Below are 25,146 nucleotides of genomic sequence, written 5' to 3' on the forward strand. Positions count from 1 at the left end.
TGGGATATGCTTTACTCATGTTGCTCTCTCGGTGCTGTCTACTATCTATTCACAGCGTATACCGAGAGAGCTTTTTTACAATCTGTCCGACTTTTCAAACATCCTCTAAAATTTCCTCTGGTTCGTAGCCTAAAATATCGCGTATTTTCGGACTAACATAGGTATAAAGTCCGTTTTTATCTACTTCCCAAATTAAATCGCTGCTGGTTTCTACTAAGTGACGAAACCGTTCTTCACTATTTCTCAGTGCTTCTAGGGTAACTTGGCGATCGCTATTTGCTGGTTGCTGTTGGTTAAGATCGCTATCTAACAGTTGATAACTACTTTCTTTAGTGATTGTACCAATGAGTCGCTCTTGTTCATCTACAACTAACAGCAAACCCAAGGGTGATTGACGCAACTGAGTTAGCAATATTGCTAAATTCTCTAGTTGAGATTGCTTAAAAGTCATTGTTGCCGGATGCATTACTTGAGAAATTTTTGTGTTTTTGAGGTCAATTTCTGAAGCTAACAGCCTGACAATATCTTTTTCGGTTAAGCAGCCGAAGATTCTTGCAGATGAGGTAACTACAGCAATTTTACCTTGCTGCGACATTAAGGCGATCGCATCTAACAATAATGTTTCTGGTTCAACTGTTAAAGGCGAAAAATCAATTATTGACTCTAAGCATTTTATCCACAGCAGCTGCGGTATGGCTTGCATATGTTATTTCAAGCAAATTCCTGGTTGTATGTTTTGTATTTTTTTTAAGTCAACTCAATCTCATATTTTGGATATTTACAGGCTATGAAGATAGAAATCATCATTCTCAAGCAGTAAATCTGGCAAATTTGGGCAGGCAATAAAATTGCAATGAACCATCAATGATGTTTTTAGAATTTAGCATTTTTTTCCTCAGAAAGTGTCAATCTTTATAAACTTACATAGGAACAGATCGTCAATCATCTCGTCTTTGCATCACTAATGAACGTCAAAGTAGCAGTACAAGACAAGCAAAAGGTAGACTAGTGGCACAAGGGAGGTAAGCTAATCTGCTTTTAAGTTGCACAATCAATTGTGAGGGCTGTTGACTGTTGACTGTTGACTGTTGTACGGGCGGGTTCACAAATATCTTCGATTGTTAACGAGAATCTCGGTTAACCCGCCTCTACAGACTGTTGACAGCCCTGATTAGTAGTTATGCAATTTAGATGCACATTAGTTTATGACTAATTAACCTCACTCTAGGACTCATATTTGATTTGGAGACAAAAACCCATTATCAAGAAAAAAAGGCCTGTATTGCTTGATTTCTGAAATAGTTAATTAAATATAAATCTACATACACACAGATAAATACTAGCGTTTGTTCGCTTTGCTCGGCAGTAATTGAACTATTAATAATTCAATTGCATCATCACTAGAGAAACCAAGCCCCTACCAATATATTTGTAGTTTTTTTACAGAAATTGGTACAGTAAATTCACTGCACAAGTGTAGCCATTTGATATCAGTGTAGCAAAGGGGCGTAGGAGGCAGGGGGCAAGGAGCAGGGGGACAAATAACAATTGTACAGACGCGATTAATCGCGTCTCTAACAAATGACTATTGACCAATACGCGATAACATGTGCCGTTCGCCGTAACGCAATAATCTTTCAATAGTTGCTAGGCGATTTTCCCAAACTTTGACTTGATAGGGATTGTCTGTAGCTTCTTGGCGCATCCAGATTCTAAATTGAGATTGGAAACGAGTTAGGGAAGCCTTAGCCGCAATAAATTTACTGGCTGAAGGTGCATCTGCAAGCTGAGTTAATGCTGTTTGTAAACTTTGTGCTTGCTTATTAAATTCAGCAATTTCTGTTGCAGACATGCTCAGTTGTTCATTTTGTGACATCAGCTGCCATTCTTTTTGTAAGGCGGCGTAACGCACAGCCGCAGTTTGAAAAGGTTGGCGGTGGGGAATGGGTTCGTTAATTCTCGGTTGTACTTTACCTTGAGTATTACTAAAAACTTGGTGTAATTCATTATTTAAGTTTTCGACGGCAAAGAGTGCATAACCGCTAACTGGTAAATCTCTGACTAATTGCAGCTGATCGAATGCGCCAACTGTGGGTAAGGAAAGTAGGCGAATTCCTGGGACTAGTAAAGTTGCTCCTAATTTGGTAGAGATAATCCAAGGTTGGGCGAGACGTTGGAAACGCGGGGTATCTAAGGCGTAAGTCATGGGTACAACTAAATCGATATCTCCCTGTCTCGCCCAAACTTCCCAATTTTGTTGAATTTTCTGTACCCGTTCGATTTCTGGCAGGGGAAAGACGGCGACTGAGATGATGAGATTCGATCGCTTTTGCCGTAATTGTTGAGAAACTTGGGCGACAAAGCTATTGACTTGTTCGGTGCGAAATGCTGTCCATTGTTGCCACAAATCGCGATCGCTTGGGGAAATTTTCAACGGATCTACGCCTGTTCGTTGCTGAAACTGCTCTCTAGCAGCTTTACCATAACCGTAAACCCGCCCTGCTGCGGGATCTTGGAAGGGATAGCGAATGTAGTCTAGCTGAATCCCATCGACTTGGTAACGAGTAACGATTTCTTCGTAGAGTTTGAGTAAATACTGCCGCAGTTGGGGGTTAGCTGGATCGAAAAATGGTTTGGTTTGTCCTGCGGGAATAATGTTACCGCGATTATCGTAATTTGCCCAATCGGGATTAGCTGCTAAAACTGGGCCGAGATAATTAGACGGTTGGTTGAGAATTTCGTTATGGCGTTGATTACCCGCCGCAAATACCCATACCCAAGCGTGTAATTCCATACCTCTGGCATGAGCTAATTTCACTGCCGAGGCTAACGGGTCCCAACCGCGAACTAAGGGGTTTTGTTGGGGTGCTACTTGGCTGGGATAAATGGGATAACTGGCGTTGAGCGTTTCAAAAAATACAGTGTTAATGCCTGCTTGTGACAGTCGATCGAAAATTTGTGCCAGTCCTTGCTCGCTACCTGCGCGGATAATTGTGCCTCGATCCAACCACACGGAACGGATTTCTGGTTGAGCTAATGGGCGATCGAGGGGAAACTGTTTCCATAACAAAGCTTTGGCTTTCAACCACTGCTGACGCGCTAAAGCGTAGTTTCCTTGGGCGACTAATTGGGGTAAATTTTTGGCAATTTCTCTAGCTTGGGCGATCGCTTGCTCGCTATCGGGAATGGTAACACCAGATCGACTGGCAATGAAACCCGCCCGGTCTACCTTCAATCCTGGGGTGTTACTGGCTGTGCTTTCAGGGTTACCACTGGCGGAAACGGCGGCGGCGATGTGGGCACTTTGGACGCGCCCAATGAGATTTTCTAACTCTTGCTGTAAGGCGATCGCTTCTCCTCTGGCAATAGGCGCATTAGAATTGGGGACAACATCCAACCTGACTGTTTCTTCTAATTGGTCAATTGCTTCCCGGGAATTTTGGGGGATGACGTTGATTAGGGGTCTAGGTTGGGGCGCAGTGGTGATCGCTCCTGATGTGGGGGGATTCTTCGGTGGTGAGGTTTGGGGCGTGGTTGGTTGTAAAGCTGTGGGTGATGGTGTTGGTTTGGGAATGACTGGTTGTAAAGCTGCGGGTACTCCTGGTTGGGGATTAGTTTTTAGAGCAACTTCGGCAGAATTAGCGCAGCTAGGTGCGCCACCTTCAACTTTGCGGCTAGCGCTGGGGGGTAATTTCATGTGACGCTGAATCGCTGCTTGTAACCACGCCCGATCTAATTCGGCTGAGGTGACTGTATTCACTCCCCAACGCCAACCTAATAAGGTAGAACGATCGGTTGTGACAACGGCGGCTGGTTTATCTTGAGCATTCCACACTGCTACTGGTGCGCTCAAGCTTTCGGCGACGAGAACACCGCCATAAACTTTACCAAATAGTCCATCTTGATTGAGCCAATCTTCTGGGAGTTTGGTTTTGGTGGGTTGTAACTGCTGAGTTTGACTGAGGCTAAATCCCCAATAACCGCCTAACAGCGTCCGCAACAATTGTCTTACCCCTGGTGCTGACAAACTCCCCACAGGGCCGCTAGCTATTAAGCGTCCACCTTTACTCATCCATTCTTCTAAAGCGATCGCTTGGGCTGGTGTTAATGTCTCCACATTCGGTAAAAATAACACCCGGCGATCGCCCCAATCTGCCGGACTTCTGACATTATCTAAAGCAATTACACAATATTTCACCCCTGCTGCTTGCAAGCGGTTAGTAATTGTTGACCATTGATTACTATTATCTTGACTATAAACAATACTCAATACAGGTTCTGCATCTGCGGCATTTGCTGGTAAAATGCCCAAACTATTTAATAGTAAAAATTGCAAATTAAAAATAAGGAATCCGGCTTTTTTAATTTTTCGCTGTATATTTTTAAATCGCTCTTTTTGATGCTTCACTCCCCACTCCTCACTTTATTAGTTAGTTATGAACCGTCAACCAGCAACGCTTCAGCTTGGCAGCAATCAAGCGTAGTCAAAACTAAGTAACTAGTAGTTAATAGTTACCTTTTATACTGTTGACGGTTAAATTTTGACCTTAGCAATTTGAGATTTTCGATTTTAGATTTTAGAATATTTAGGTTCCGGCGAAGGCTTTTGTCGAACAAATCCTTGCAGGGGAAAATTTTCGATTTATAGCTGTAGCCAGATAGACTAGGACATTAAGCTAAGATAAAACCCTGACAATAAAAGTTTTTCTAGTCAGTCAACAGTCAACAGTCAACAGTCAACAGCTATAAGATTGAGGACTGTTTCAGCCACAATCCAAAATCGCTGGATTAGTTATCGTTTAAGCAATACAGGTATTGAGTAATTCTTCAATTCCGGCTACAGGGAAAATTTTAGTTCCGAGTTTGCTGGCAACTTCTGCAATACTCATATCATCTAAAAATAAAGATTCACCATGTTTTAGCATGACACTTGGCAACAAAATGCCATCACCTAAATCTTGGTCTTGTAAATTTAAAAGTAGATCGTGCCCTGTCAATAAACCTGTAACGCTAATCTGCTGTCCCCAGTAATCGCTAGCTAATGCGCGCATATTTACCTGCAAACCCCTCACAGCATTTAACTGTTGGAGAAGCGGTTGAAATGCCTTTTCTACTGCATTACCAACTACCCAAGTTAATTTTTTATGGGGAGAAATTTCTGACGGTAATGATTGAGCCGCAGCAGTGAATTGCTTAATAAATAACCGAATCGAACCAACACCATTATCAATTTGGGGATATTCTTCATATTCTTCTTCACTAGGCAATTCCTCACCTGCAATTAAAAACCATTCATCAGCTAACCAAACCACACTGGAACCGAACTTCTGCCGCAAGTCTAAAGAAAGCGATCGCACTTGGGAAATCACTTCTTGGGCTTTTGCTGGCGTTACCGGGATTAGTTCATCTTCTTGGGGACGAAACTTTGTTAACCCTACTGGTACCACCGCCACGGATGCGATCGTTGGTACTTCACCAGTATAAAATGACGCTAAATCCCTGATTGTGTGTTCCAAATGTATACCATCATTTATACCCGGACAAACGACAACTTGGGCATGAATTTGCAATCTTCTTGCTTGAAACCACTTAAGTTGTGACAAAATTTGCCCAGCGCGAGGATTTTTTAATAATCTAGTTCTAATTTCTGGTTCTGTAGCATGAATAGATACATATAAAGGAGACAGGCGCATTTGTTCAATTCGCTGCCATTCTTTTTCAGGTAAATTAGTCAGAGTTAAATAAGAACCATATAAAAAGCTTAAGCGGTAATCGTCATCTTTAAAGTACAAGCTAGAACGCTTACCCGGTGGTTGTTGATCGATAAAGCAAAATGGGCAGTGGTTATTGCACTGAATTAACCCATCAAATAAAGCTGATTCAAATTCTAGCCCTAAATCATCATCGTAATCTTTTTCAATTTCCAGGTGATGAGTTTTACCAGCCGCATCTAAAACTTCGAGTTCGAGAACTTCATCAGCACATAAATATTGATAATCAATTAAATCGCGGGGACGAGTACCGTTAATTGCAACGATCGCATCTCCCGCTTCAAAGCCAATTTCAGCAGCGATGGAATCTGGTAATACTTTGCTAATTCGGGCGGGATGGATTGTACTCATGAGTTAAGAGTCAAGGATCAACGAGAGGAAAGGGGGCAGGGGGCAGGGGGCAGGGGGAGAATTAACTTAATGCATGTCTAAATTGCATAACTACTAAATAAGGGCTGTCAACAGTCTGTAGGGGCGGGTTAACCGAGATTCTCGTTAACAATCGAAGATATTTGTGAACCCGCCCGTACAACAGTCAACAGTCAACAGCCCTCACAATGGATTGTGCAACTTAAAAGCAGATTAGCTTATTAACTATTTTTCAACAAACCGGCACTAATTGCCCCTAAGATGACGATACCAAATACCAATCGATACCAAATAAACACCCAGGTGCTACGAGTTTTCAGGAAGCGCAGCAAGCCGGCGATCGCAATATAAGAAAAAATCCCCGCCGAAATTACACCTGCAACTAAGGGAACGATTTGATCGTTGCTTAATCCGGCTTCCACAACACTTTTTAACTCAACCAAGCCGGCTAAGGTAATGGCGGGAATACCCAGCAAAAACGAAAACCTGGCGGCTGTTTCCCGTTCTAATCCCATAAATAACCCCCCGGTGAGGGTAGAACCAGAACGGGATACACCAGGGATTAAGGCTAAAGATTGGGCTAAACCCATCAATAAACCATCCTTCATGCTCAGTTTCTCAAAGTTGCGTTCCCGCTTACCGATTTGTTCCGCCAATCCCAATAACAGCGACATGACTATAGAAGCAATAGCGATCGAGCTTAAGCTTCTAATGGGAGAATTATCATAATCAGGAATAAATTTTTTAATTAACAGTCCAAAGAAAATAATCGGTACAGTGCCTAAAATTATCCCTAAAGCCAAGCGTAAGTCATAGTCATGATAATCTTTTAAAGCGATCGCTCTCACCGAACCTTTAACAATCCGTGATAAATCCGGCCAGAAATACCACAGTACCGCCGCAATACTACCCAGTTGAATAATTGCCGTAAAAGCTACCCCCGGATCGCCCCAACCCAGTACCACAGGCACAACTTTTAAATGAGCGGTACTACTAATGGGTAGAAATTCGGTCATTCCTTGGACAAAACCTAAAATAATCGCTTGCAATATATTCATTTGTTGCACCCCTTCACCCACCACTGGAGTAGGCTGGGTGCTGAGAACTTGCAGAGGAAATGCAGCTACCGAGAGGCTAGCAGATAGCGCACTCAACATTAAGAATTTTTGACGTTTCACTAAAGCCATTACGTTACCTGAGATCGCTGAAAATACAACCAATTACACAAATCAACCACCTGGGAAACCTACCAGGATAATCACAAAACACAGTTATAGGGTTATACATTTATCCCCACCAAGACGCGCCATTAATTTAGCACTCTCCAAGAGATTAGCGGTTAATAGCTAGAGTTTCCCTGAATTAGATTAAGTCTTGACGACAATCTTTTAAAGTTTCTGCGATCGCTAATTTGTCATTTGGTAGAGACGCGATTAATCGCGTCTCTACAATTTTCATTTGTCCCCTTTTCCTCCTTGTCCCCCTTGTCCCCCTGCTCCCTGCTCCCTGCTCCCTGCCCCCTGCCCCATTCCCCTCACCCATTTCTTGCAAAATCATGTATGATAAATATGCCCCTGGGGGGGATTTTTCAGTGTGATATCTTAAGTAAGATAAAGTTTAGTAACAATTATTAAAAACGTTGATTAATAATACATTGTCATCTTACGGTACTTCTACCAACTCTATAGATACTGAGTTACACAGCATTACTCAGGGGCGTAATAGCATCGGTGAGTTAGAAACAACACTCGCGCAATCGCCCAATCTGCCAATTGCACCAGCATCCACAAAGCTTTGGCTAGTATTAGCGGCGGCGGTATTTTTGGTATCTGTACCGGTATTTATTGAAGCGCCATTAGTGCGATCGCTTCCCAGCCTAAGTGTAGCGATGACAGGATTTTGGGTATGGCTGAGTTTTACCTTAATGTCACGTTCTGCAACTTATCTTTGGGGCGATTTGTTGTTGGGTTTTAGCTGGAGTTGGCTAGCAGGTGCAATTTATTGGGGATGGTTCCGTTGGGAACCCTTATGGCATTTACCAGTAGAATCTATCGGATTACCCTTTGCTTGTTGGTGTCTGGCGCGAAATTGGCACAAAGTTGGTAGCTGGTTTTATTTAGGTTCTTTATTCGGTACAGTCTTAACGGATGTGTACTTTTATGTAGTAGATTTAATGCCTTATTGGCGTCAAATCATGCGCGTAGAGCCTGAAGCTGTCTCCGCAATTTTACAAACTGCTCTCATTCAAGTACAAACACCTTGGGGGCAAACTTGGGCAGGAATTCTAGCTTTATTACTATTAACCTTGGGAATTTTACCTTTATTCAACCAAAAACGACATTGGTATGCCTTTGGTGGTGCAGTATTAAGCACCATTTTGGTAGACAGCTTATTTTTGTTAGCAGCAATTTTCGCTTAATCAATTCCTAGTAATAACAATTCAATATGAAGATGCATATAATTTAGCCTGCTTAGGCAGGCTTTGTTTATTTATGCCTAAGTTTGGAGCCTTGCAGCTTTAATGCGCAGCTTCACTTTAGTGCTGACTATGAACCTACTTAAAATCCTAATTAAAATCTGATACCAATTTAAAAAAAAGAATGCGACAGATAGTAGGGGCATGGCACTGCCATGCCCTCTAGAATATATTAGTGTGCCGCAAAATTTAAATTTCACTCTAAAAAAGCATTTACACCAGTACAATTACGCAAAAAATAGCTTAAAAATAGTCAATTGTATTACAGTTATCTTTCAACCAATAAAATTATTTGTAAGATTGATTGCTGTAAAGCCAGAAGCTATGCTGATACATTTTCATTAATTACAGGGTATTTCAGGTAAATGAGGTACAAGGGTAGGAGTGCGATCGCTCCTGTGGCTTTACAATTATCTGTACCTCACCAACTTGCAATCTGCTACATTTGTCAATATGGCAGTCAGCAAAAAAGTCAAGTAATACCAATTTGAAAAAAGAATGCGACAGACGGTAGGGGCATGGTACTGCCATGCCCTCTAGAATATATTGATGTGTCGTCAACATTATTTGAATTGGTATAACCGCAGAATTATACCTAAAAACTATCGATAATTAATCATAGTCGTGATTCAAAACTTACTCAGCAAAATTAGCGAACTGCTACAATCAGAACTGGCTGGATTAATTACCCAGACAGCAAAACATATTCTGGATATACCAATCTCAGATAAGGAAGCTGAATTATTACCATTAATTGCTATTTATCCCGGTAATTTAGAAATCAGTCCCAAGTTTAAACAAAGTAGTTCCATTCACCCAAGTCTGCAAGAACTACATCAAGAAATTATTCTCGATAATTCACCAGCAAATTGTACCTATCAATTGGATAAAATACCTGTTGAAGGTTTTACCTTATGCCATCTTATGATTGATGGAGAAGATAATCTGCTTGAGGAAAATCTTGATTTTTTTATCGATTACCAACAAGCAACAATTACTTTGAAAACAGATTTATCAAGAGCTAGTAAGCTGCTGATAGATTATTCTTTTATGAGTATCCTGGTAATCCAGGAATTCATGCAAGAATTTTTTATAGATATATGGGACGATAGCTTAACTAATATCGATAAATATTCTTCCTTGATTATGGGGATTATTCTTACTAATAACGATCAATTAATTAATGATTATAATCTCAATTCTCAATTAACCCCATACCAAACACATCACATTTTTAATACTCACCAGATTAACCAAATTCGGGTAATGAATGGCAGTTATAGCAGTTTCTCTAGCCCATTTAAATTTCAATTAAAATTTCAAGTAATTGGCCAATTAAGGATTAGGAAAACAGTTAGCGAATCTGGCGCGCCAATTTAAAAAATGCTAATTTATCGGGAATATCGAGTAAAAATTATGTTCATATCTGCCCACTTACCGCAAGAAACTCAAGTTTCTGGCTCATAGCTGAAGTCATCTCAAGATGACTAGATATTATGAAAATCTTGAGTCTACTGAAGTAGGAGCGGGTTCACAGATATGCTCCAATAATTCACGACTATCTCACTTACAGCAGTTTTCACCTATTTGAACCACATCTATCGTAGGGGCACGGCACCGACAATCTTTTGGTACATACAATAATTTTACTGATGCCGTGCCCCTACAGCGTGGTCTATTTACTTGGGCTTTATCCCTTGGAATTAATTCCAAGGCGGGCGAATCAGCTTACTTTGATATTTGCCTTAAAATCCCATCGCTTGGGCTACGGCTCCTAAATCGGCAGCAATTCCCTGTTTAAATTGGCTATTGCTGTGCTTAATGGCTGTATCTGGGTCTTTTAAACCATTACCGGTGAGGACGCAAACTACAGTTGCTCCTGAGGGAATTTGGTCTTTCACTTGCAATAGTCCCGCAACAGAAGCGGCGCTAGCTGGTTCGCAAAAGACACCTTCGCTGGAAGCTAACAAGCGGTAAGCATCGAGAATTTCTTCATCGGTGACGGCGCGAAATTCTCCTTGGCTAGCTGATTTAACAGCGATCGCTTTTTCCCAACTGGCTGGATTACCAATGCGAATCGCTGTAGCGATGGTTTCTGGGTGCGCTACTGGCTGTCCGTTTACCAAGGGGGCTGCACCTGCGGCTTGGAAGCCCATGACTTTGGGTAGGCGATCGCATTTCCCAGCTTGGTGATATTGACAAAAGCCCATCCAATAGGCGGAAATATTCCCCGCATTTCCTACAGGAATACACAGCCAATCGGGAGCATTACCTAAGGCATCGACAATTTCAAATGCGCCTGTTTTTTGTCCTTCTAGGCGGTAGGGATTGACCGAATTTACCAAAGTAATCGGATAGCTTTCCGCCATCTCCCGGACAATTTCCAAGGCGCGGTCAAAATTTCCTTTAATTGCTAAGACTTCCGCACCGTAAAGTAAAGCTTGGGCTAATTTCCCTAAAGCTACATAACCATCAGGAATCAGCACAAAAGCCTTCATTCCGCCCCTTCTGGCGTAAGCGGCGGCTGCTGCTGAAGTGTTACCCGTACTGGCACAAATTACCGCCTTAGCGCCTGCTTCCTTCGCCTTAGATATGGCCATAGTCATCCCCCGGTCTTTGAAGCTACCAGTGGGGTTAAGACCATCGTATTTCACATATACACGCACTTGCCTACCAATACGTTCGGCGATCGCTGGTACGGGAATCAGTGGCGTGTTACCTTCCAACAAGGTAACTACCGGCGTTTGTTCGCTGACAGGCAAGTATTGACGATAGGCTTCTATCAGTCCAGGCCAAGGTTGGCGATAAGATTTAGCAACAGACGGGCTTACAGTCACGGTGATTTATACAAATTTTTTAGTGCAAACAGAAAAATACCAGTGGTACACATCTTGCACCACTAAAGGCTCTTAACACAAGAATCTAGTAATTTCTTATGGGTTTGGCGTTTAACCATAAGTTTTATTTACTACTTTCCTCCCAGTTTGGCGATGTTTTCCCTGGAACACATCTTGGGTAATTGGAGTCTCTTATCACATAACTCCAAATCTATTAGAGTAAATGATAGAAACGATACAATTATTTAACAAAGCTTAAAACTACATTATTATAATATCTCTAATGGTGTGAGTTGAGTTGTGGATCGAGTTAACTATGTCTACCTATTCATCTAGTGTTTCTGACCGCTCTTCCCAGCAAGCTTTAGCAAGCAAGTTAAACAAGTCTTATTACCAAGACGATCAGCAAATCAAGTTCATGCACTTACAAGCAGAGATTGACTCTTTGCTGATGCAGTTGCAGAACCTCAAAGAACAGCGCCAATCTAGCAATAGCCAAGAACAATAAGCAAATCCCAGTCTGAAGTCTGGAGGCTCAAGGGACATGAAAAATGTCCGCAATTCCATGCAGTAAATTTACTGAATACATTCTCGCCTCTAGCAAGGCACCCTCCGGGTGTCTACATACTTCAGCCTGATTGCTGTCACTACTCAAAGCGTTGATTTTTCTGAGACCAGCGCTTGAGGCTGTACTGATTGCCATTCTCTACTAACAAAGATAGAGAGTGACTGTTTGCCAGTTTAGCGATCGCTGTCAGTGCTTGTTCGGAATCAGATTGAAAATCAGTATAAAGTACTTTACCGCTATCAGACAAGATGATTGTGCGGGGAAGGGATAAATTTTTTGGCGGTATAGTTTCTGGCTGTAAGGATTCTTTCAATAAAGCGATCGCTTCTGCAGAAATAGTCAGGATAGTTTCTGGTCGGGAATTATTGGTTAAATTCATCACCTGTACAGGCCAGTAACTCAATTGTTGCTGCATTTGTGGCAAACTAGGCATAGTACCTAGAGGAATTTGACCAGATTTTTGTAAAGTTCGCCACACCGTAGGCAACATAGCTTTAACTCTGGCGGGATCTTGTTGGGCTAGTTGTTCCACAGTTAGGGGTGATGGTTGTACCCATTCTAAAGCTGCATCTGTTAAAGCTAAAGGCTGGGGTTGCAGTAAGTTATTGCCATCGCGAGCAATTTTTTCTCCCGCTACTAGTAGGCGCAAAGCCCCATCCTGTAATTTGATACCTTGAATAGTCGCAGGAGCGATTTGTTGTTCGCCATTGGCTAACCAAACTACAAGTAAAATCTCTGGGTCAGAATAAATACCCAAAGTTTCCCAAATATATTTTGCCGGCGAAATTTTTGGTAGCTGTAAATTCGCAAAGGGGAAATTTAGCCAGCGTTTACCGTCATGAAAGGCACTCACTTCTACTTGATACCAAACTTCGCTATCGGAAAGTTGCAAACCTGCTTGGGGGTTTGGTCTAAGCCATTCTGTGCTAACTACCTTGGTAACTGGTTGGACTGCACCAATAATGCGGCTGGGGTGAGTAGAAATAATTCTGGGTTTAACCCCTTGATTATTCAGCATGACTAATAACTCTTGAATCCGCACCAGAGTATCAGTGCTAATTTTTGGTTGTGCTTGTAACCAAGAAATCGCTCTTTCTTCCCCCCGTTGTACAGCTAAAATTAAGGCTCCCCAAGCTGCAACTTCTGGGCGATTGGGGTTAACTCGCAATGCAGTGGTTGTGCGATTCCATAACCTACCCCCATCCATTTGTAAGAGAGTGGCTATTTCTTGGACATTCTCAGCAGATGCAGCAAATACTTCTAAAGCCTTCTCCCAGCGACCATCAATTAAATCTGCAAGTACTTCTTGACTGGGAATCGCCCAAATTTGATCGGCTTGGCTTTTAGTAATTTGCGAATGCATTTGCATCAGCGCCATTTGTCCTTGAACTTCTGGCGGAAATGGCTGTTTTCGCTGTTTTTCTAATGATTTCAACCATTGATAGGCTGGTGTCCATAGACCATTGCGGGCGAGTAATAAAGCATCTTGGTAAGAATTATCTGATAAGACTGGTGTTTTTAGCGAAATTTCGGCTAAGTGAATCGATTTAGCCGCTAATTTTGCAGATTTAACTTGATAAACGCGGATTTGCGGTTCTAAGCCGACTGTTTGGTCAATAACTAATTCTTTGGTAGCGTCGCCAGTTACTTGCTGCCATTTAGGTACTTGTCCATTGGGGCTTTTCCAAGCCAACATTTCATGGAGCTGTTGGCGCTGTGGATCGTAATAGACAATTTTACCGTAGGCGATCGCACCTGCGCCTTGGGGTACTTTACCTTGTAAATCAAACCAAATACCTGTTAATGGGGTTTCTCCGGTAAAGCGGTTTAATTCATTTAACGATAAGGGGAGGCTGTTTTCGGAATTATCTGCTTCACTATCTTCATTATTCGTAGCCCGAACAAAAGCTTCATCTGGCCCAGCGATCGCTAATTGGGAAACCAAATGGTAATATTTTTCCGGTTGGGATTGTAACTCTACATCTTGGGATTCTTGATACACCCGCAATTCGACAATTACTTGGCAATCTAATTGACAATTGGAGCGTTGTTGGATAACTGGTAGTAAAAACCTGTTTTGTCGATCCTTCGCCAAAGCGATGATTTCCCCAGCTACCAGTTTTTTTTGAATGAGGCTGGCTTTAATTTGTTTGAGGGTTTGGGGTCTTGTTCCCACATTGGCGACTGTAATTTGCGCCCATTCCGGTAAATATTTATTTAGCCAAATAATCTTCTCTGGATTGAAAATAAAAAGAATGCTAATCCAGCTAAAAGCAATCAGTAAACCAGCACTGCTCAATAATGCCGCGATCGCTATGATTGATATTAACCAATTTCCCAGCTGACTATTGGTTTGGGGTTTGACAAACAGAAGGTTGATTTTACCTGCACGAGGCTGACTTTTCCCTGAGGTTTTGGGCGTCAGCTTTCGCAACCGATTTACCATGCTAATTTTCACTCGTTCCAGAGAATCTATAGGGGCTAAGTAATTTATCTTTTATACTCGCGCCGCAGAAATATTGCCCAGAAATTTTTTATTTTTATTTGGCAAATAGTAGTGATTTTACTCAAGATGTTTAGCAATAAAGTTACATATACTGAAATTTCACCTGTGTAACTAGAGTAAAAAAGTTGAACAAAAAAATGATTAGCCACAGTAAGAGTAAAGCCTGGATGCTCGCATGGTTAATCATGGCGGGCGTCAATGGTGTTGTACAAAAAGCCACTGCGCAAGAATACAGCTTACCGTCCTCCACGAATCAGCCCGATCTAGAAACAGTAGATCCGATGTCACAAGTCACATCGGTGTCTCAACTCAAAGATGTACAGCCTACAGATTGGGCTTTTGGTGCATTGCAATCATTAGTGGAACGCTACGGTTGCATAGCAGGTTATCCTAACAGTACCTATCGCGGCGATCGCGCTTTAACTCGCTATGAATTCGCCGCAGGTTTGAATGCTTGTTTAGATAGAGTTAATGAGTTAATTGCAACAGGAACAAGTGATATTGTTACCCGCGAAGAACTCGACAAAATTCAAAAATTACAGTCAGAATTTGCTCCCGAATTAGCCAATTTACGGGGTAGAGTTGATAATTTAGAAGCACGCACTGCTGAACTAGAAGCTAATAAATTCTCCCCCACAAGTAAACTTTCAGGAATTGTTATCTCTGGTGTTCAAGGACGGACTAGCAATCGCGGTGACGTTAATCCTCGCGATGGAATTAAAGATTCCAATGATGCTGGTACAAATATTAATGTTGTCTCTCAAGCACAAATATATTTAACCACCCAATTTAACCCTCGCAGTTATCTATTTACAGGTTTGTTATATGGTATTGGTAATACCGATCCGCGATTTACTGCCAATAACGTTTCTCGTAATGATTTTTTTCTCGGTTATGAATTTAATACTAATAATGAATTAATTATCAGTGACCTCAATTATCACTGGCTAGTTACTGATAATTTAGCAGTGATGGCGGGAACAGAAGGCGTTAATATGACAACTGCTTTTCGCGGCCCTAATCGCGTAGAAAGTGCAGCCACAGGGCCGCTATCTTACTTTGCTCAACGCAACCCAATTTTAAATATGGGTTTTGGTCATGGTGGGATAGCTGTGGATTGGCAATTTGCTAAACGTGCCAGCTTACAAGCAATATATTCTAGTTATAATCCTGGCAATCCTGGTAAAGGTAGTGGTTTATTTGATGGCAACACTACTACAGGGGTACAGTTACTGCTAACGCCAATTAAGACTCTAGATTTGAGTTTATATTACGTCAATAATTACTCTACAGATGGTTGTTTGCTAACTTTTGTTGGGGATGAATGTTTAAGCGCCAACTCAGAACCTTTACAAACAAATGCTGTGGGTGCAACTGTCACATGGCAAATTTCACCTAAGATCACCCTTGGTGCTTGGGGTGGTTACACCAGTTCTTACATTCCCGGACAAACTGGGAGTGTAGAAACAACAAATTATATGGCATTTCTCAACTTTCCCGATTTATTTGGTAGAGGAAATCTAGGGGGAATTTATGTGGGACAACCACCGAAAATTACTAGCAGTAACTTACCTGATGGTAGCAATGTACCTGATTTGATTAATACAGGTTTAGGGCGTGCGGGCGGACAACCAGGAACGACAACGCAAATTGAAGCTTTTTATCGCATTCGCCTGACAGATAATATTAGTATTACACCAGGAATTATTCATATTATAGAACCTGGTCATACACCTAATAATGAGTCGGTGACTGTGGGTATTCTTAGAAGCACATTTCTTTTTTAAGATTGGTCATTGGTCATTTGTCATTTGTCAGTGGTCAGGGTTTTAGGTGTATTAACGTTTCTTGATATAGTTGGGGAGAATAAACCCAACTTAATGAATAAAGGCGGTGAGGAACATACCCCACCGCCTTTTTGCTTTTTTCTATCTCGAAGAATTTAGAAGGTGAAAGTGGTTCTTAAAGTACCAATCACTGCATCGTCGCTATTAGCAACTTGACCGGGACTGGTTAACCAAATCACGCCGGGAGTAATGGAGATATTGTCGCTGACACGATATTTATAGAACCCTTCAATGTGGTAAGGGCGATCGCCACTGATTCTACCTAAATATGGTTGGGCACCGGCAAAAACGCCCAAAAGGTTGCCTTTTTTACCAAAATCTGGTAAAGCTACACCCACACCATAGCTCCAAACTTCATCGTTACTATTGCCAATTAAGCTGCTAATGTCGCTGTACATTAAAAAGCCACTAATTGACAGTTTATCGCTAGGTTTGAAAGCAGCAGCCACACCATAGGAGTTACTGTTATAGGGATTACCACCACCAACAAAGTTAGCTGGTGCGGTACCTACGACACCTGAGCTAGATATTTCGCCAGTAGATGATCTGACAGATGAGCCTAAATCGAATAAAGCACTTCCACCTTTATGATAACCATGAACGTAGGTGGCGGCGAAAGATAAGCGATCGCCAACGTTTAAGTTTAATTGCGCTAAAGCCGCATAGTTACCTTCAAATAAGCCGAAACCTGGTGTTGGGGTATTTGCTTGAGATGCTAAATAACCTAAGGTTATGGAAGGTTGGAAACCACTATTACTGTTACCAAAAACAAAGTTTAAGCCACCGCCAGCACCACCGCCAATCCGGTAAATTGGGCTTTCAGATGCAAAGGTAGATAAAGCACCGTTACCACTGTCATAACCTTCAAAGTAGGGGTTCACGGTAGGTGCGTAATCGCTGTGAATACCGCCACTTGCGGCTATATATACTTGGGAGTTACCCAAGGGGAAGTAATAGGATAACCAGTCGATAATCGCGCTGTTACTACCAGTATTGCCCAGGTTAAAGGTTTGGGTACTTTCAAAGCTGTTACCGGGCAAACTTAACAAATTGGCGTTACCAGCTGCAATCCGGGTGTGTAAGGTATCTCTACCGGTAAAGCTGGTTTGTAAGTCTAAACGTATCCTGTCTTGAAAAACAGTTTTGTTATTGTTGTTGTCGCCAAAGGTATCAGTAACGACGAAGATTGCTTCACCAACTAACTTGGTGGTAGTCGAAAATTGATTTGCTTCTAGTTCTGCTGTCCGCGCTTCTAAAGAATCTACTCTACCGCGTAAGGTTGCTAATTCGGCGGAGAATTCTTCTTGTAAACGCTGGAGGGTAGCTAAATCTTGTTTAGTGACTAAGTCAGCTGTTGCTGTCGCAATCAGTTCGTTAACTCGATCTAAACAAGCATTTAAACCTGCTGCAAATTCATAACGAGTTAATGCTCTATTTCCTCGATAAGTTCCGTTAGGATAGCCGGCAATACAACCATAGCGTTCAACGAGAGATTGTAATGCTTGGAATGCCCAATCGGTTGGTTGTACGTCAGAAAATTGCGATACTGACGTAACTTGAGACATCGAGTCTTGATTAATTGCTTGACTAACTAAAACTTGATTCGCTTCTGTTTTAGCTGGTTTTGCTGGCTCTAAGGCAGTTGTAGCATCGCTAGAATTTTTGGCTGCTGCTGAGTTAGCAGAATTTAATATTTCCGCAGCCATGACACTAGACGAAGCTAATGCATTTGCACCCAAAAATACTGGTAGTAAGACCAGATTTTTCCACAGTAAATGAGACATATTTCCGTTTTCCTCTCCACGAAATATCCATAATTAATTGCTGGTTTTAGCAATTAATCTGGGAATTTCTGCACACCTATAAAGTAAGATACGTTACATTGAGTTATGATGTAAAGTCAAGACTCATAACTTAGCTTTTCTCGGTTTGAGATTGACTGCTGCGATCGCTGATTTTACATATCTGCTCTAATGCAACCTAAAATCAAGGGTTATTAATAGTTATTAGCAGCTAAATTAGCCATAAAGAGTGTTAGCTCTGGCTAACTCATGCTGAAACCAAATTTTAGCCCAAGATAGTTGTATCTATTATGCATAAAAATTTGTAATTTGCTACACAAAGTTTTACTTTTCTATTCCTAAAATTCATTCTTTTGATGCAGAAAAATCAACCAAAAATTTCTGTAGCAAAACTTACAAAATTTTAGTAAAACAACTGATGTAAAATAAATCATCTATCAGTCACTTTTACAAATAATTGAAAAAATACAGCATATTTGAGGTAAATGAGGTACGCGCTTCGGGGCATGGCAGTGCCAGTGCCCCTACAATCAACGATAATGTGTACCTCACCAACTGGCAATCTGTTGTATCTTAACAATTAATAATAATACTTAAATTTTCATGAAAAATTGTTATTAGTCAAAGAACCCCGACTTTTTCAAAAAGTCGGGGTTCTGAACAACAGCAACCTGTCAAATTAACCTCTCACGGTTAATACTGACTGCCAGATTTACGGTGTTCGATGGCGGTGACACCTTCATGTTCTAATACTTCACCCTTATCAACTACAGCATAAATTAAATATCTGTCGCCGCATTGGAGTTGATTTTGGACGGTACATTCTAAATAAGCTAAGGCTTCAGTGAGAATCAAACAGCCATTATCGGCGGTTTGGGTGGGAAGATGAGCAAAGGGATTTTCGCCTAAACTGCTTTGACGGGAAAAATAGCGGCGGACATTTCTACCTTCTTTGAGGATATTCAGGACAAATTTGTCCCCAGGATGACACATTAAATCGGCATTTTGTTCTTGAGCGATCGCAATCATAATTCCTGGGGGGTTAAAGGTTGCTTGAGATATCCAGGAAGTTAGGATACCTTTATGATGATCGCGATCGCGAGTAGTGACGACAGATAAGGAACCAATAATTCTACCTACAGCTTGTTCTGTGCGATCTACATGGGTTTCTGTGACTACCTGGCGAGAAGTCCGCAGTTTTTTGGTTTTTTTGAGGTTTTGGGCAAAGCTAGCACCTGCATCTTGACATTGCTGTAAAACAAAAGGAGTCGGGCTGAAGCGGACTCTAATTGTCTCAAAGCCTAAGCGATAATTGGCATCTTTGAGCTTATTTTCCAGTAAATCAATTGCCTCACCACTCCAACCGTAAGAACCAAACACCCCAGCTAACTTAGTTTTCGCCGCCGATGACAGGACAATTCCTAAAGCTGTTTGAACTTGCGTCGGTGCATGTCCACCTAAAGTGGGCGAACCAATAATAAAGCCATCGCAAGCTTCGACAATGCGAGTAATTTCTGCTGGTTCTGTGAGTTCACAGTTGATTGATTCAACATTAATGCCATTTTCAATTAAACCTTGAGCGATCGCATTAGCGAGAATGGCTGTATTTCCATAAGCTGAGGCGTAAAGTAAAGCGACGCTTAACTCCTGGGATTTTTGACCTTGACACCATTGACGGTAATCATAGGTAAAACGACTCAAACTATAACGTACCACCGGGCCATGTGCGGGAGCGTAACATTTAGCACCCAAAACTGTTAATTTATCTAAAGCAACTTCCACCTGCTTAGTTTGGGGCGCGTGAAGACATTCAAAATAGTATTTACGTTCCGCATCTAAAGCTTTCCAATCTTCATCGAATAACGTATCTTCACAGATATGAGCGCCAAAAAACTTATCAGTGTAGAGAATTTTCGTAGCGGAATCGTAGGTACATAGCCCATCAGCCCAACGGGGAGTAGGAACGGTAATAAATGAGAGTTGATGTCCTTGGCCTAAATCGAGGGTATCTTGCGATCGCACAGCTTGAATATGGGATTCCCATTCCGGAAAAGCAGTTTTTAAAGCATTAGCCGCCGGACGAGAACAAATTAAAGTTACTTGGGGCGCTAAAGACAGCAACTCCTTTAAAGTGGCTCTGCGGTTAGGATTGACATGACCAAGCACAATGTAATCTAAGGTAGTTAAGTCTATATGCTGTGCTATTTGTTCTAAGAAAATCTCCGTAAAAGACTCACCAGGAGGATCAATTAAAACCTTTTTATCGGCTTGAATTAAAAAAGAATTTGCTGTAGTACCGCGTTGACGGGAATATTCAATCTCAAATTTCAGACGTTCCCAAGTACGCGATCGCAATATCAAAGTATTAACACCAATCTCTGCAACCTGAACATCTCTACTGCGGTTGGGTATTAAAGTAGCATTCATAGTAACCTCTTGATATGGGGAATGGGGCATTGGGCATTTGTTAGAGACGCGATTAATCGCGTCTCTACAATAGTCATTTGTTATTTGTCTCTCTTCCTTTCTTCTTAACGTCCGTTGTTTTTAGCTAATTCTTCTAGATGGCGGCGTTTATAACGTTTGGATACTTCTTGTTCTGGATCGATACCTTCAAAGGTGGGGGGTAACCAAACTCGCAAGAAAAGTAGGATTCCTAAAACTAGTAAAAATGCACAAGTTGCTAACACTTGACTAGAAGTTATTTCTAATACGCCTTTAACAATTACTTCTCGCAAGGCGGAAACAATAGAAACTTCTACAGCTACACCAATAGATATGCGTTGTTCTTGGAGATAAATAATCAGCAGTCGGAATAATTCAACGAGGATCAGTAAAAAGAGAATATCAGCAGTGACAACATGAAAATCTAGGGGAGGAAGCAAGGAGAGAAACATATCTCTCACCTGAATCACCATGAAACTAAATAACCCAATACATAAAGAAATGACGATGATATCTTGGATAAATTCCAAGCTACGCACAATCCGACCCCGATTAATTTGGTACATGGGAGTTGGGTTATTTTCAGCAGGCTGATACATATAGCACTCTCAATTATTGTGTGAAGCGGTGTTATGAGAAGGCAGAAGGGGGACAAGGGGGACAAGGGAAGGGAGACAAAATAAATTCAAAATTCACGCATTCAAAATTCAAAATTAAGAATTCTATTTGACTGGGAGCATCCCAATTTTGACGCAATACCCTCAAGGGTATTGCTATACCAACAAAGCCTGCCTTCGCAGGCTATCAAACTTTTAGCCTGCGAAGGCAGGCTTCGTATTTCTAGCCCCACCCTTATAGGGTGAGGGCGTTTTTGCACATTTGGGATGCTCCCTATTTGACTTTTGTCCCATGCCCAATGCCCAATGCCCCATTCCCAATTAATAATGATTACCAATTTTGCGGTGGTGGACTGCTGTTAATCCATCGATTTTGGCGACTCTTCCTGTTTGCACGGTGCTATAAATAATCCAATGATCGCCACAATCTATGCGGCTGGTGATTTCGCATTCCATATAGGCTAAAGCTTCAGCTAAGATGGGCGATCCATTAGTTGCAGGATAAGTTTTTACGCCAGCAAAACGATCTGCACCGGGAGCAAAACGCTTGAGGAAATGTTTCATTAAGCCTTGATATTTGCCCTCTTCTAATACGTTTAACACGAAGCGATCGCCTACATGCATCAAAGATTCTATGGCTCTATCTTTAGAAACAGCAATGGCTACACCTAAAGGATTGAGGCTAGCTTGAGTTACCCAAGAGGCAAACATAGCACTTTGCACTTCGCCTTTTTTGGCTGTAATAATATATAGTCCGTTGCTAATGCGACCGAGGGCTTTTTCTAAATCTGTATTGATAGATTTGATTTGTTTAATAGTGCGATCGCGGGTTAACCATTGACCTAAATCTGTACCTGCTTCTTCACACAATTGTTCTGTAGATTGACTAGGATGTTCTTTAATTAAGATAGGTGGAAAGCCTTCGGTTAATCCTAATTCTTGAAATTTGTTGCGTAAGGGATAAACTGGTTCATCTTCGCCACCGCCTGATTCTAATAAGCCAATGGTTTGTTTTTGATGCGCCGCTGCTAAGATAGTACCTATCGCTGCATGTGCTGTCACTGAATTTTGGGATGGCATACTAATTACTAAACCCGCAGCTTGTCCGACTAATTCCCGCACTTCTTGGGGTTCAGCGCTATTAATATCGACTAATTCGACAGCAACACCTGTTTTAGTACAACCATGTGCGATCGCTCTCACTAATTGTTCGCTATAGCCATAATCTTCAGCATAAAACATAGCTACTAATGTTTCTGTTTTTGCTTGTTCTAGGCTCCAAGTTCCATATCTACCCAACCATTCAGAAATATGGTGTTGTAGTAAAGGCCCGTGTCCTGTCGCCACTGTACCAATTTCTAATTTTTCAATCCGCTTTAGTGCTGCTAAGACCGAACGTGCATTAGGCCCCATCAGGCAATCATAGTAATATTTAAAATCTTCTTCGATGACATTAAAATTCTCATCATAGGTGTGATCGTCGCAGTAATGCATTCCAAATACATCACAGGTATAGAGAATTTTTGTTTTATGGTCATAGGTCAAAATGGTATCTGGCCAGTGTAAATTCGGCGCAGAAATAAATTCTAATTCATGCCCATTACCTAAGTCTAAACGTTCGCCACTTTTCACCAATTTTGATTTAAATGGCTGGTGAACCATATTTTCTAAAAATTGAATTGCCACCTTAGCACCGACTATGGTGATATTAGGAGCCAATTCTAAAATGTTTCTCACCAAACCACTATGATCGGGTTCTGTGTGGCTCACAATTAAGTAATCTATCTGCCCTGGGTCAATTAATCCAGTCAACAATTCTAGGTATAAGTTCTCAAATTTGCGGTGAGAAGTATCTACCAAAGCGATTTTTTCGCCTTGAATTAAAAAAGAGTTATAGGTTGTGCCGTTCCGCAATCCAAATTCAATATCAAAACGTTCTCTATCCCAATCAAGACACCGAATAGCAGTAGTTTCCGCACCTATTTGTGCAGTTTCAATCGTCAATAGTCCAGGTGCTTTCGTAATTGGATTAGCTTCTGTAAGTAATGCCATGTGTTTTTACCAAAAAGATATTTTCTATAGTTAAAGTTCTTATTCTTATATTGACTGCAAACTAGTCAATTAGTAAAATGTTAATTTATAAAGTTAGTCATCAGTAAGACTTATTATTCGTCAGGCTGAATAATCATTGATTTACCTCAATATGTAGCATTGAAGTTTTAAATAATAATAAATAGGCTACTTTGGCTCTAGTTTGGATATTACTTATTTATTCAGAAAATAGAAGCTAAGGACTACAATATGAGAGTTTTATTCAAAAATGATGCGTCACAGGTGCGTAAAATATAGAAGATTTCAAGTAACACCAATTGGAAAAAAGAATGCGTCAGATTCTAGGGGCACTGGCACTGCCATGCCCTCTAGAATATTTTGATGTGTCGCAAATATTATTTGTATGCAAATAGAGGCATAAGTATGACTTTGCCCCTAGAGCGTGGTATTTTTACCTGATACAAATTTAAAAAGACAGTGCGACAGACATACAAGCCTAAACCCTTGTCCTGTCAGCATTCTTATAGCAATTTAAATACAGCATATTTCAAGTAAATGAGGTATGTGCTTCGGGGCATGGCAGTGCCAGTGCCCCTACAATCAACGATCGTTTATACCTCACCAACTGGCAATCTGCTGTAGTGTTTGCGCTACATCAATATATTCTGGAGGGTATGGCAATGCCATACCCCTACCATCTGGCGCATTCTTTGATAATTCGTAATTAATGAATTATTAATTACGAATTACGAATTAGTAATTATTGCTCAATTCACCAGTACTTTATTTTCTGCTGGTAGTTGGGCACGAATTTCATTTTGACAGGGGCGACCTTGTTCAATATCAGTAATATTAGATATGGTTGCCTCAGAAATATTACGCAAAGCTTCTTCTGTAAAGAAGGCTTGGTGTCCGGTGATTAGTACGTTGGGAAATGTTGTGAGATATTGGAAAACGTCATCTTGGATGATCTCATCAGATAAATCCTCAAAAAATAATTCTGATTCTTGCTCGTATACATCGACACCAAGATAGCCAATTTGCCCAGATTTTAACCCAGCAATTACTGCTTCGGTATCAATCAGCGCACCTCGGCTAGTGTTAATAATCATGATGCCAGGTTTCATGTGGGCGATCGCTTGCTCGTTGATTAAGTGATAAGTGTCTTCTGTCAGGGGACAATGTAGGGAGATGATATCAGAGTTAGCAAATAATTCTGGTAATTCTACATACTTACCACCGATGGCTTCTAATTCTTGGTTGCGAAACACATCATAGGCGAGGATGTGACAGCCAAACCCTTTCATGATTTGTCCGAGAATTAAGCCGATTTTTCCCGTACCGATAATTCCCACAGTACGCCCGTTGAGGTTGAATCCGAGTAATTTATCTAGGGAAAAATTACCTTCTCGTACCCGGTTGTAGGCGCGATGAATTTTGCGATTGAGGCTTAAAATTAAGCCTACTGCGTGTTCTGCAACCCCATAGGGTGAGTAAGCAGGTACACGCACAACGGTAATACCTAAAGCGGCGGCGGTTTTTAAGTCTACATTGTTGAAACCAGCACAGCGCAGCGCTATCAGGTGAGTTCCATGTGAAGCGAGAATCTCTAAAGTAGAAGCATCTACCTGATCATGTACAAATGCACAAACCGCAGGAAATCCGGCGGCTAAGATGGCTGTATCTCGATTTAGTCGGGGTTCAAAGAAGACTAAATCGTGCTGTTTGGGATTATTTGCAGCTTCTAAAAACTGCCGATCGTAGGCTTTGGTACTGAAGACTGCTACTTTCATGCAAAAGTTGAGTTTGACGCTGCATTATTTACAAACTAAATAATAGCTTGATTTTACAAAGCG

Annotated in this window: 15 protein-coding genes; 4 read left to right on the forward strand and 11 right to left on the reverse strand. The window is 41.3% G+C overall.

The annotated features are described in order from the left end of the window. Positions 1-94: 94 nt before the first annotated feature. The 4 genes from H6G08_RS12385 to H6G08_RS12400 all read right to left on the reverse strand — a co-directional run bounded on the left by H6G08_RS12385 (position 95) and on the right by H6G08_RS12400 (position 7,327). Positions 95-703, reverse strand: coding sequence for a PAS domain S-box protein (locus tag H6G08_RS12385; RefSeq protein ID WP_190542489.1), 609 nt, complete (start codon positions 701-703; stop codon positions 95-97). Positions 704-1,585: 882 nt separating this feature from the next. Beyond that, on the reverse strand, positions 1,586-4,408 hold the full coding sequence (locus H6G08_RS12390; RefSeq protein WP_190542492.1) for a family 10 glycosylhydrolase: 2,823 nt from the start codon (positions 4,406-4,408) through the stop codon (positions 1,586-1,588). Positions 4,409-4,799: 391 nt separating this feature from the next. Further along, positions 4,800-6,122 carry a TIGR03279 family radical SAM protein gene (locus tag H6G08_RS12395; protein WP_190542495.1) on the reverse strand — a complete coding sequence of 441 codons (1,323 nt, stop codon included), beginning with the start codon at positions 6,120-6,122 and terminating at the stop codon, positions 4,800-4,802. A 239-nt stretch (positions 6,123-6,361) separates the two neighbouring features. Then, the gene (locus H6G08_RS12400) at positions 6,362-7,327 is read right to left on the reverse strand and encodes an undecaprenyl-diphosphate phosphatase (protein ID WP_190542498.1); all 966 of its coding nucleotides are present in this window, start codon (positions 7,325-7,327) and stop codon (positions 6,362-6,364) included. Between the two features lie 452 nt (positions 7,328-7,779). Between H6G08_RS12400 and H6G08_RS12410 the strand changes: the two genes are divergently transcribed. Further along, complete coding sequence (locus H6G08_RS12410) at positions 7,780-8,559, forward strand: DUF3120 domain-containing protein (RefSeq protein WP_190542504.1); 780 nt, start codon at positions 7,780-7,782, stop codon at positions 8,557-8,559. A 681-nt stretch (positions 8,560-9,240) separates the two neighbouring features. Beyond that, positions 9,241-9,996, forward strand: a complete 756-nt coding sequence (locus H6G08_RS12415) for a hypothetical protein (RefSeq protein WP_190542507.1) — start codon at positions 9,241-9,243, stop codon at positions 9,994-9,996. A gap of 365 nt (positions 9,997-10,361) precedes the next feature. On the opposite strand, the gene thrC is transcribed toward H6G08_RS12415, so the two are convergent. After that, positions 10,362-11,453, reverse strand: a complete 1,092-nt coding sequence (gene thrC / locus H6G08_RS12420) for a threonine synthase (protein ID WP_190542510.1) — start codon at positions 11,451-11,453, stop codon at positions 10,362-10,364. Positions 11,454-11,769: 316 nt separating this feature from the next. Here thrC and H6G08_RS12425 point away from each other — a divergent pair, with 316 nt between their 5' ends. Beyond that, entirely contained in the window at positions 11,770-11,961 is a 192-nt protein-coding gene (locus H6G08_RS12425) for a hypothetical protein (RefSeq protein ID WP_190542514.1), read from the forward strand. Positions 11,962-12,100: 139 nt separating this feature from the next. Here H6G08_RS12425 and H6G08_RS12430 read toward each other — a convergent pair whose 3' ends face one another. After that, a complete protein-coding gene (locus tag H6G08_RS12430; protein WP_190542517.1) occupies positions 12,101-14,467 on the reverse strand; it encodes a hypothetical protein in 2,367 nt (788 codons plus the stop codon). A gap of 197 nt (positions 14,468-14,664) precedes the next feature. On the opposite strand from H6G08_RS12430, the gene H6G08_RS12435 reads away from it, so the two are divergent. After that, positions 14,665-16,314: an iron uptake porin gene (locus H6G08_RS12435; RefSeq protein WP_242046139.1), complete on the forward strand. Its 1,650-nt coding sequence runs from the start codon at positions 14,665-14,667 to the stop codon at positions 16,312-16,314. 155 nt (positions 16,315-16,469) lie between these two features. On the opposite strand, the gene H6G08_RS12440 is transcribed toward H6G08_RS12435, so the two are convergent. The 5 genes from H6G08_RS12440 to H6G08_RS12460 form a co-directional block, all read right to left on the reverse strand. Further along, positions 16,470-18,158, reverse strand: coding sequence for an iron uptake porin (locus H6G08_RS12440; protein ID WP_190542520.1), 1,689 nt, complete (start codon positions 18,156-18,158; stop codon positions 16,470-16,472). A gap of 711 nt (positions 18,159-18,869) precedes the next feature. Then, entirely contained in the window at positions 18,870-20,603 is a 1,734-nt protein-coding gene (locus tag H6G08_RS12445; protein WP_190542744.1) for a diflavin flavoprotein, read from the reverse strand. 104 nt (positions 20,604-20,707) lie between these two features. Beyond that, entirely contained in the window at positions 20,708-21,220 is a 513-nt protein-coding gene (locus H6G08_RS12450) for a phosphate-starvation-inducible PsiE family protein (protein ID WP_190542523.1), read from the reverse strand. Positions 21,221-21,559: 339 nt separating this feature from the next. After that, positions 21,560-23,290, reverse strand: a complete 1,731-nt coding sequence (locus tag H6G08_RS12455; RefSeq protein WP_190542526.1) for a diflavin flavoprotein — start codon at positions 23,288-23,290, stop codon at positions 21,560-21,562. Between the two features lie 767 nt (positions 23,291-24,057). Then, the gene (locus H6G08_RS12460) at positions 24,058-25,083 is read right to left on the reverse strand and encodes a 2-hydroxyacid dehydrogenase (RefSeq protein ID WP_190542530.1); all 1,026 of its coding nucleotides are present in this window, start codon (positions 25,081-25,083) and stop codon (positions 24,058-24,060) included. Positions 25,084-25,146: the final 63 nt, after the last annotated feature.

The sequence above is a fragment of the Calothrix anomala FACHB-343 genome (assembly GCF_014696435.1).
GTDB lineage: Bacteria > Cyanobacteriota > Cyanobacteriia > Cyanobacteriales > Nostocaceae > Aulosira > Aulosira anomala_A.